We start from the raw sequence: 11,553 nt of genomic DNA, 5'->3' as shown, positions 1-11,553 counted from the left end.
CTGTTTATTAAAATAAAAGTTTTTAGGATTTATACCCGTAACCCGTTCCGATTTTTTATTTAGACCTGAAAAGTTTTATAATTAGCGCTTCAACATTGATGTTTGAAGTTTAGAGAAGTAATCCGAGGTAGTGTTAAAGTCATAAAGTAAAATGTCTTAAAGTCTTAAAGTCCTGAAAATGACTTTTGACTTTCGATTTTTAAACTTTTGACTAAAGCGAAATCAATTTTTTAATTGCAGATAAATCAATAGTAAAAACTATGATGAATAATAGAAACAATAATAAAGATAAAAATCCGGTTAAAAGATTTAATAAAATCTCAATTGGATTGGCTTCACCTGAATCTATCTTGAAAGAATCAAGAGGAGAGGTTTTGAAACCAGAAACTATCAACTACAGAACGCACAAACCAGAACGTGACGGACTTTTTTGCGAAAGAATCTTCGGACCTGTTAAGGATTTTGAGTGTGCTTGTGGTAAATATAAAAGAATTCGTTACAAAGGTATCATTTGCGACCGTTGTGGTGTTGAAGTTACTGAGAAAAAAGTACGTCGTGACAGAGTAGGACACATCAACCTTGTTGTGCCAATTGCTCACATCTGGTACTTCCGTTCTCTTCCAAACAAAATTGGTTATATCCTTGGTCTTCCATCTAAGAAATTAGACATGATCATTTACTACGAAAGATACGTAGTAATCCAGGCTGGTATTGCTAAAAATGCAGATGGAGAATCATTACAAAGATTAGATTTCTTAACTGAAGAAGAATATTTGAATATTTTAGATACTCTTCCGCAAGAAAATCAATATTTAGATGATATGGATCCTAATAAATTTGTTGCCAAAATGGGAGCAGAATGTATTATGGATTTATTAGCACGTATCGACTTAGATGAGTTGTCTTACCAATTGAGACACAGTGCTAATAACGAAACATCTAAACAACGTAAAACTGAAGCTTTAAAAAGATTACAAGTTGTTGAGTCATTCCGTGAGTCTAACTTAAACCGCGAAAATCGTCCTGAGTGGATGATTATGAAAGTGGTTCCTGTTATTCCGCCAGAATTACGTCCGCTTGTGCCACTTGATGGAGGTCGTTTTGCAACTTCAGATTTAAATGACTTATACCGTCGTGTAATCATCCGTAACAACCGTTTGAAAAGATTAATGGAGATTAAAGCTCCAGAAGTTATCTTAAGAAACGAAAAACGTATGTTACAGGAATCTGTAGATTCATTATTTGACAACACGCGTAAAGCTTCTGCTGTTAAAACAGAATCTAACAGACCATTAAAATCATTATCTGATTCCTTAAAAGGTAAGCAAGGACGTTTCCGTCAAAACTTACTTGGAAAACGTGTGGATTATTCTGCTCGTTCGGTAATTGTTGTTGGTCCTGAATTAAAATTATTCGAATGCGGATTGCCAAAAGATATGGCATCTGAATTATACAAACCTTTCGTTATCCGTAAATTGATTGAAAGAGGTATTGTAAAAACAGTAAAATCTGCTAAGAAAATTATAGACAAAAAAGAGCCAGTTGTTTGGGATATCCTTGAAAATGTAATTAAAGGTCACCCAGTATTACTTAACCGTGCTCCTACGTTACACAGACTTGGTATCCAGGCTTTTCAACCAAAATTAATTGAAGGAAAAGCAATCCAGTTGCACCCATTAGTATGTACGGCTTTTAATGCCGATTTTGATGGGGATCAAATGGCGGTTCACTTACCATTAGGACCAGAGGCTATTTTAGAGGCACAATTATTAATGTTAGCTTCTCACAATATCCTTAACCCTGCAAATGGTGCGCCAATTACTGTACCTTCTCAGGATATGGTCTTGGGTCTATATTATATGACCAAAGAACGTATCTCTACACCAGAACACATAATTTTAGGTCAAGACTTAACATTCTATTCTGCTGAAGAAGTAAATATTGCATTAAACGAAGGAAGATTAGAATTGAATGCTCGTGTAAGAATCAGAGCAAAAGATTTTAATGAAGCTGGAGAATTAGTGTACAAGATTATCCAAACAACTGCAGGACGTGTATTATTTAATGAAGTAGTACCTGAAGCAGCCGGATATATCAATGATGTATTGACTAAGAAAAACCTTAGAGATATTATTGGACACATTTTAAGTGTGACTAATGTACCTACTACTGCTGCTTTCTTGGACAATATGAAAGATATGGGTTATAAATTCGCATTTAGAGGAGGTTTATCATTCTCTCTTGGTGATATTAGAATTCCAGAACAAAAAACAAAATTAATTGCAGATGCCAGAGAGCAAGTTGAAGGTATTTCTGTGAATTATAACATGGGTCTTATTACCAATAACGAACGTTACAACCAGGTTATTGACGTATGGACTTCTGCAAATGCTCAGTTGACAGAATTAGCAATGAAAAATATTAGAGAAGACCAACAAGGTTTCAACTCTGTATATATGATGCTTGACTCTGGGGCGAGGGGTTCTAAGGAACAGATTCGTCAGTTAACAGGTATGCGTGGTTTGATGGCTAAGCCTAAAAAATCTACTGCCGGTGGTGGTGAGATTATTGAAAACCCGATTCTTTCTAACTTTAAGGAAGGTCTTTCGATTCTTGAGTATTTCATTTCTACTCACGGTGCTCGTAAAGGACTTGCGGATACGGCTCTTAAAACTGCCGATGCCGGATACTTGACAAGAAGGCTTCATGACGTATCACAAGATGTTATTGTAAACATCGAAGATTGTGGTACTCTTAGAGGTGTTGAAGTTTCTGCTTTGAAGAAAAATGAGGAAATTGTTGAATCTTTAGGAGAAAGAATTTTAGGACGTGTTGCATTGCAAGATGTTATTAATCCTCTTACTAATGAAGTATTAGTTCAATCAGGTCAACAAATTACTGAAGCAATCATGAGAGTTATTGAAGCTTCTCCGATTGAAAGAGTAGAAGTTAGATCTCCATTAACTTGTGAGGCTTTAAAAGGTATTTGTGCTAAATGTTACGGTAGAAACTTAGCTACTGGTAAGATGACACAAAGAGGTGAAGCAGTAGGAGTTATTGCAGCTCAGTCTATTGGAGAGCCAGGTACACAGTTAACACTTCGTACGTTCCACGTTGGAGGGGTTGCAGGAGGTATTTCTGAAGAATCTAGTATTGTTACAAGATTTAACGGTAGACTTGAGATTGAAGATTTAAAAACTGTAAAAGGTGAGGATAGTGAAGGTAATGCGGTAGATATCGTAGTATCACGTTCAACTGAATTAAAATTAGTTGACGAGAAAACTGGAATCGTTTTAAATACACATAATATCCCTTACGGATCTAGTATTTTCGTTAAGGATGGTGAAGTAGTTACTAAAGGATCTACTATTTGTAAATGGGATCCATATAATGGTGTAATTGTTTCTGAATTTACTGGTAAGATTGCTTACGAGGATTTAGAGCAAGGACAATCGTTCATGGTTGAAATCGATGAGCAAACAGGATTCCAGGAAAAAGTAATTTCTGAAGCAAGAAATAAAAAATTAATTCCAACTTTATTGGTTTACGGTAAAGAAGGTGAATTAATTCGTTCGTATAACTTACCAGTAGGAGCCCACCTTATGGTTGAGAATGGAGAGAAAATTAAAGCAGGTAAAGTATTGGTTAAGATTCCACGTCGTTCTTCTAAAGCAGGAGATATTACAGGAGGTTTACCAAGAATTACTGAGTTGCTTGAGGCTCGTAACCCTTCTAACCCAGCGGTTGTTTCTGAAATTGACGGTGTTGTTTCTTTTGGAAAAATCAAAAGAGGTAACCGTGAAATTGTTATCGAATCTAAATTTGGTGAGATTAAAAAGTATTTAGTTAAACTTTCTAGCCAAATCTTAGTACAGGAAAATGACTTCGTAAGAGCAGGAGTACCATTGTCTGACGGTGCAATTACACCAGATGATATTTTAAGAATTCAAGGACCGGCTGCTGTTCAACAGTACTTGGTAAATGAAATTCAAGAGGTATACCGTTTACAAGGGGTAAAAATTAATGACAAGCACTTTGAGGTAGTTATTCGTCAAATGATGCGTAAAGTAAGAGTTCAAGATCCGGGAGATACATTGTTCCTAGAAGATCAATTAATTCACACTAAAGATTTTATCGTTCAAAATGATAAATTATATGGTATGAAAGTAGTTGAAGACGCTGGAGATTCTGCGGTATTGAAACCAGGTCAGATTATTTCGCCTCGTGATTTACGTGATGAAAATTCATTACTTAAACGTAATGATAAAAATTTAGTAGTAGCAAGAGATGTAATTACTGCAACTGCAACACCAGTTCTACAAGGTATTACAAGAGCTTCGCTACAAACTAAATCATTCATCTCTGCTGCTTCATTCCAGGAAACAACAAAAGTACTTAACGAAGCTGCAGTAGCTGGTAAAGTAGATAATCTGGAAGGATTGAAAGAAAATGTAATTGTTGGACACAGAATTCCTGCGGGAACTGGTATGAGAGAATACGATAATACTATCGTAGGATCTAAAGACGATTACAATGAAATGATGGCTAATAAAGAAGAATATATCTATTAATTAGGAAACTATGAGTAATCCGAAACAACAACAGGAGCAAATTAATATTGAGTTAGACGAGACTATTGCAGAAGGAATTTATTCTAATCTTGCGATTATCAACCACTCATCATCAGAGTTTGTTTTAGATTTTGTGAGTATTATGCCAGGTATTCCTAAAGCCAAGGTAAAGTCAAGAATTGTCTTGACACCACAACATGCTAAAAGATTATTAAAAGCAATTGGAGAAAATATTCATCGTTTTGAAGCAGCCCACGGCGAAATCAAAGAGACGGAACAAGCACCAATACCGCTTAATTTTGGTCCGGCAGGACAAGCATAAATTATTAAAGCCCCATTATTTTTTTAATGGGGCTTTTTTTTTAAGGTAAGAGTAAAATGTAATTCAACTGATTTAGTTTTACTTTCATCGACTAAATTTCTTAGTATGAAACTATTGTGCTAAATTGGTTTCTCCTTGTAGAAAAGGATTAATTTTTGGAATATAATAACTTATAAAGGTTGGTTTAATTCAAATTAAAAAAAAGCGCTAATTATAAATTAGCGCTTTTTTTATGTTGTATTTTAAATAAAAACTTAGTCAAATTCTGAAGTAAAGAATAGCTTCACGCTTGGATATTTACTTTGTGTCATCTGAATCGTAAAGTCAGAATCAGCTAAGAAAACCAATTGACCGTATTTATCGTGCGCTAGGAATTTTTGTTTAATACGTCTAAATTCTTTGAATTCATTGTTTTTAGCATCATCAGGTTTTACCCAGCAAGCTTTATGAACAGGGAAGTTTTCGTAAGTGCATTTTGCACCATATTCATGCTCTAGACGATATTGAATAACCTCATATTGAAGCGCTCCAACAGTTCCAATTATTTTACGGTTGTTCATTTCTAATGTAAACAACTGTGCTACACCTTCATCCATTAACTGATCGATACCTTTGTCCAATTGTTTGGCTTTCATAGGATCAGCGTTGTTAATATATCTAAAGTGTTCCGGAGAGAAACTCGGAATTCCTTTGAAACTCATTATTTCGCCTTCGGTTAAAGTATCTCCAATTTTGAAATTTCCTGTATCGTGCAAACCAACAATATCACCGGGATAAGAAATATCGACAATTTCTTTTTTCTCAGCAAAAAAGGCATTCGGGCTAGAAAATTTTAAATTTTTCTTCTGACGAACGTGGTAATAAGGCTTGTTTCTTTCAAAAGTTCCGGAAACAATTTTGATAAAAGCTAAACGGTCTCTGTGTTTAGGATCCATATTAGCATGGATTTTAAATACAAAACCAGTCATTTTTTCTTCAGTAGGATCTACCAGACGAGTTTCAGAATCTTTAGGTCTTGGAGACGGAGCGATTGCTACAAAACAATCTAACAATTCTCTAACTCCAAAATTATTTAATGCAGAACCAAAAAATACAGGTTGTAATTTCCCATCTAAATAATCCTGACGATCAAATTTAGGATACACTTCATCGATTAATTCTAATTCTTCACGTAATCTATCTGCTGGTTTCTGACCAATTATTTTTTCTAATTCCGGACTTTGTACATCAGAGAATGCGATCGTTTCCTCGATATTTTTACGACTGTCTCCACTGAAAAGATTAATGTTTTGTTCCCAAAGATTATAAATTCCCTGAAAGTCATAACCCATACCAATTGGGAAACTCAAAGGCGTAACCGTAAGACCAAGCTTTTGTTCTACTTCATCCATTAAGTCAAAAGCATCTTTTCCTTCACGGTCTAACTTATTGATGAAAACAATCATCGGAATATTTCTCATTCTACAAACAGCAACTAATTTCTCTGTTTGTTCCTCAACCCCTTTTGCAACGTCAATAACAACAATAACACTATCAACAGCAGTTAAAGTTCTAAAAGTGTCTTCAGCAAAATCCTTGTGACCAGGCGTGTCAAGAATGTTGATTTTTTTATCCTGGTAATTAAAAGCAAGCACAGATGTTGAAACCGAAATACCTCTTTGGCGTTCGATTTCCATGAAATCACTCGTTGCTCCTTTTTTAATTTTATTGTTTTTTACAGCACCAGCTTCCTGAATAGCCCCTCCAAACAATAATAATTTCTCCGTTAATGTTGTTTTACCGGCATCAGGATGCGATATAATTCCAAATGTTCTTCTGCGTTGTATTTCTTTTAAAAAGCTCATATTTCGTATAAATAGGTTGCAAAAGTACTATTAATTACGGCTTAATAAAAATATTCACTTCTTAAATTAGGAAGACTTTCGTTTTATTACAAATCAGCCAGCATTCAAAAAAATAAGGCTGTTTTTATTCAAACAGCCTTAAAATTATTAAAATTTAAATTATTGGTTAACTGACCAAACTGAATAACCTTTGGGTGGACATTGAATTTCTACCCATTTATCTGCTTGTGTGGTTGGTACCCATGTTGAATTTCCTGTAAAGTCTTTAATTTGAGTGTTTGCCCAATTGGTCTGGATCCATCTTTCTTGCCAAGTGTTTGAATTGTTGATGTACACTACTAATCCAGGGTTTCCATTATATCCATTTCTGCGGGCTACATATTCGTCATCATCTGAATATAAAATCGAAGTTGTGCCTGTAGCCTTGTTATTATGAATCCAAATCAGATTGTTCAATTTATTTTTATCCAGCCATTCTTCATAATCTCTATAGAAAATTGTAGGATATCCTTCGTGAGTTAAAATATAAGAATAGGCTAATAATTTATTAGAAATTTCATCAGTATCATGATTTGTTACAAAAGTCACCGCTTTATAGGGGTTTCTTTTCCACATCATATCGTCATTTAATAATGCAAGATTATTTCCGTCGAATGCATCATTCATTTTATAATAACAAGCAAAATCAAAAACAGAACTATTGGCGTTATTAGCCCAGTCATTTAATACGTTTACATTTGAATCCCATAATTCCCCAACCGAAAACCCGCCTACATTAGCATTCCAGGCATTTACAACCCAAGCACCAAATCCTTTAACGTAATCGAATCTCCAGCCATCAAATTTCATGGTGTTTTTATAATATTTTCCAACCCCGTCAGCTCTTCCCCATAACCAATCCTGTACATACGGATTTGCATGGCATAAATCCGGAAATCCGCCAAAAGCACCTTCATCATTATTACCATAACTGTTTTTATAAAAGTCATTATAAGAACGTTTAAATTTTCCAGAAGCAATTCCGCTAAAATCTGTCCAGGTATTTGTTCCTGTAAACGGATTAGCTTCTGATTGACCGCCACTGTTATGATTGATTACTATATCTGCATATACTTTCATGTTCTCCGTATGTGCATTTGTGATCAGACTTACCAATTCGGTTTTAGAGCCAAATCGGGTTTCTACAGAACCATTTTGGTTGTAATCTCCAAAATCAAAATAATCCGTTGGATCATATCCCATAGAGAATGCCCCATTTTGAGCTTTTGAAGCAGGAGGTAACCAAATAGATCCTATCCCGGCATTTGACCACGCGGTTAATTTACTATTTACAGTATTCCACCAATTTCCTCCGGCAGGAACATCCCAATAAAAGGCTTGCATCATAACTCCTCCGCCCGGATTATCGACATATTTTCCTGTTAGGGATGAACTGGAAGTTCCGGTGCTGAATGGTTTTCCGTCATGATGGGTAACATTAATGATCTCAAATTGCTGACTTGAAGCTTTTAGATCTGTTTCATTTGTTTCGTTCTGCGAGCACGAATATAGGAATATAGTAATTGCTGCAAGCAGATAAATCTTTACAATAGGTTTTTTCATAGTTAGACTTGGGTTTAGGTTAGATAATAAAGTTTGTAATTTGATATTTATTAAAGGTTTTGTAAATGCTATTCGTAATTTTATCCCCTAATAATTATCAATTATTTATCTAAAGTATGTGTTTTTTGATTCGGTTTGTTTTTATAAGAAAATGTTTATACAGCGAAAACGTTGTAGTATTGATAACTTTTTTATTTTATCAAAAGTTGCTTCTTTTGAATGTATATAAAATATTCATCAAATCGATCTTTGTGAGCATTGTGGTAAAGATTACTGCCGTTTTTTTAAAGAGATTAATCCCATAGAAACAGTTGTCCTGTATGAAATTCAACGATCATCCATATAATTTTTTGTTAATAGTATAGCCGATAGTTGTATTATGTAATTGAATTGTTATTTTTGTTCGTTATAAGGTAAATTGAACTAGATCTTAATTATTTAGTATTTTCAGGATAAACATTGAAAATACATTGTAAAGTGATTTTAGTTTAAAACGAAATTCTAAAGCAAGATCTTTACATTCAAATTAAATTTAAAATAATGTTATTAAAAAAATTACAGTTAAAAACAATTGATTACAAGTTAATATTGACAATGTGTTTTTTATTTTTTTTCACCTCAATTATCTCAGCTCAGGAAATTATAAAAGATACTGTGATTAAGAAACCAGTTGAAATTCCTTCTGGACACAAGCAAAAAATTGATGGTATTATTGCTAATGTTGGAGATTATATTGTTTTAGATTCTGATATTGATAAAGGATATTTAGAAATTTCTGCATCAGGAGGTTCTACAAAAGATATTACAAGATGCCAGATGTTAGGTAAGCTTTTAGAAGATAAATTGTATGCGCACCAGGCAATTCAGGATAGTATTGTGGTTAGTGATGCTGAAGTTAGAAGTATGATGGATGACCGATTGAATTATATGATTCAACAAGTTGGGGATATCAACAAGGTTGTTGCTTATTATAAAAAGAATTCAGTAGAGGAATTCAAAACCTATTTTTCTGATATCTTGAAAGAACAAAAATTGGCGTCAGAAATGACTAAAAAAATTGTTGATGCAGTTGAAATTACACCAGAAGAAGTTCGTAATTTTTTTAAGAAAATACCAAAAGACGAATTGCCAACTTTTGGAGCTGAAATGGAAGTAGCACAGATTGTTGTAGAACCTAAAGTTTCAAAAGAAGATAAACAAAAAGTAATCGACAGATTAAACGCGATCAGAAAAGATGTTCTTGAAGGATCAAGCTTTGCGACAAAAGCCGTTTTATATTCGCTGGATCCAGGATCAGCACCTAATGGAGGGTATTACAAAATGACCAGAAAAACTCCTTTTGTAAAAGAGTTTAAAGATGTTGCTTTTAGTTTAGGTGAAGGTGAAATTTCTGAGCCATTTGAAACTAATTTTGGATATCATATTATTATGATTGATAAAATAAAAGGTCAGGAAGTTGAATTACGTCATATTTTAATTTCGCCTACAGTATCTGAAGATGCTCTAAAGGATGCTAAAGAAAGAATTACCAATATAAGAAATAAGATAGTAAACAAAGAAATTACTTTTGCTGAAGCCGCAAGAACTGAATCTGATGAAAAAGAAACCAGAGCAAACGGAGGAACTTTAGTAAATCCTAATACTCAGGATACTCGTTTTGAGTTGACTAAAATGGATCCAACTTTATACAGCCAGGTTTCTAATCTAAAAGACAATGAAGTTTCTCAGCCAATTCTGAACACGGATGATAAAGGTAAAAAAACATATAAGTTAATTACTATCACTAATAGAATTGATGCTCATACAGCAGATTATGCTAAAGATTACACTAAGATTAAAGAATTAGCATTGAAAGAAAAACAAATCACAACCATCTCAAAGTGGTTTGATACTAAAATAAAAGATACTTACATTAAGATTATTGGAGAATACAGAGATTGTAATTTTGTATACAATTGGTTGAAAAAATAATTTTTATTAAATAAATAAAAAGAGTTAGTTTTATGAATTCATAAAGCTAACTCTTTTCAATTTTAAAAACATATCTAAATGTCTGACGTAGCAGCAATTCATAATTTAGTTCAAAAAAGAAACGAATTAAAAACCGAAATAGCAAAAATCATTGTAGGCCAGGATGAAGTTGTAGATCAAATTTTACTTTGTATATTTTCAGGCGGACACGCACTTTTAATAGGTGTTCCGGGATTGGCAAAAACGTTAATGATAAATACTTTGGCGCAGGCTTTAGGATTAGATTTTAAAAGAATTCAGTTTACGCCCGATTTAATGCCATCTGATATTTTAGGAAGTGAAATTCTTGATGAAAGCAGGCATTTTAAATTTATCAAAGGTCCAATTTTTTCTAATATTGTTCTGGCAGATGAAATTAACAGAACGCCCCCAAAAACTCAAGCAGCTTTACTTGAAGCAATGCAGGAACGTTCAGTTACAATTGCCGGACAAAATTATAAACTGGATTTGCCTTATTTTGTTTTGGCGACTCAAAACCCAATTGAGCAAGAAGGAACGTATCCGTTACCAGAAGCTCAATTAGACCGTTTTATGTTTGCTATTAAGCTGGAATATCCAAGTTTTGAAGAAGAAGTTCAGGTAGTTAAACGTACCACGTCTGATGTTAAAACAATAATTAATCCTTTGTTTACTGCTCAGGAAATTATCGATTTTCAGCATTTGATTCGCAGAATTCCCGTGGCGGATAATGTGATTGAATATGCAGTAACTTTGGTAAGTAAAACACGTCCGGACAATGCATTGTCAAATGATTTTGTGAAAAATTATTTAGATTGGGGAGCGGGGCCAAGAGCATCACAAAACTTGATTTTGGCAGCAAAAGCACATGCAGCTTTTAATGGTAAATTCTCACCGGATATCGAAGATGTAAAAGCGGTAGCAACCGGAATTTTGCGTCATAGAATTATTAAAAACTATAAAGCAGATGCTGAAGGAATCACAGAAGAGATTATTATTCAGAAACTGATGTAAAAAAAGAATAAATAGAAAAGCCCGAATAAATAAATGAGGGCACTGAAAAAGTCCTTTTCAGGAATAATTGTTAATTAAAGGAGTAGAAGCTAAAAGTTTTCTACTCTTTTTTTTGTATCTTTTGGGTGTAATCATAAGGCTTTTTAGATGTTAATTCAACAGCAACAAATTCAGTTTAGTCCCTATTCTTCATTATATGATTTAATCGTTC

At 33.8% G+C, this 11,553-nt stretch carries 6 protein-coding genes; 4 read left to right on the top strand and 2 right to left on the bottom strand.

The features are described 5' to 3' along the window. Positions 1-260: 260 nt before the first annotated feature. The gene (rpoC, locus tag ACQKCJ_RS03980; RefSeq protein ID WP_271334892.1) at positions 261-4,571 is read left to right on the top strand and encodes a DNA-directed RNA polymerase subunit beta'; all 4,311 of its coding nucleotides are present in this window, start codon (positions 261-263) and stop codon (positions 4,569-4,571) included. Positions 4,572-4,581: 10 nt separating this feature from the next. After that, complete coding sequence (locus ACQKCJ_RS03975) at positions 4,582-4,893, top strand: DUF3467 domain-containing protein (protein WP_072959407.1); 312 nt, start codon at positions 4,582-4,584, stop codon at positions 4,891-4,893. Between the two features lie 254 nt (positions 4,894-5,147). Here ACQKCJ_RS03975 and ACQKCJ_RS03970 read toward each other — a convergent pair whose 3' ends face one another. Next, on the bottom strand, positions 5,148-6,737 hold the full coding sequence (locus ACQKCJ_RS03970; protein ID WP_271334891.1) for a peptide chain release factor 3: 1,590 nt from the start codon (positions 6,735-6,737) through the stop codon (positions 5,148-5,150). A gap of 159 nt (positions 6,738-6,896) precedes the next feature. Next, the gene (locus ACQKCJ_RS03965; RefSeq protein ID WP_427401429.1) at positions 6,897-8,339 is read right to left on the bottom strand and encodes an alpha-amylase; all 1,443 of its coding nucleotides are present in this window, start codon (positions 8,337-8,339) and stop codon (positions 6,897-6,899) included. Positions 8,340-8,879: 540 nt separating this feature from the next. On the opposite strand from ACQKCJ_RS03965, the gene ACQKCJ_RS03960 reads away from it, so the two are divergent. Continuing rightward, complete coding sequence (locus ACQKCJ_RS03960; RefSeq protein ID WP_271334889.1) at positions 8,880-10,310, top strand: peptidylprolyl isomerase; 1,431 nt, start codon at positions 8,880-8,882, stop codon at positions 10,308-10,310. 78 nt (positions 10,311-10,388) lie between these two features. Further along, positions 10,389-11,342, top strand: a complete 954-nt coding sequence (locus ACQKCJ_RS03955; RefSeq protein ID WP_271334888.1) for an AAA family ATPase — start codon at positions 10,389-10,391, stop codon at positions 11,340-11,342. Positions 11,343-11,553 lie beyond the last annotated feature (211 nt).

Origin of the sequence: Flavobacterium sp. NPDC079362 (genome assembly GCF_050267765.1) — a bacterium.
GTDB classification, from domain to species: Bacteria; Bacteroidota; Bacteroidia; order Flavobacteriales; family Flavobacteriaceae; genus Flavobacterium; species Flavobacterium azizsancarii.
Note: the sequence above shows the minus strand (reverse complement) of the source record. Positions and strands in the feature narration are given on the sequence as shown.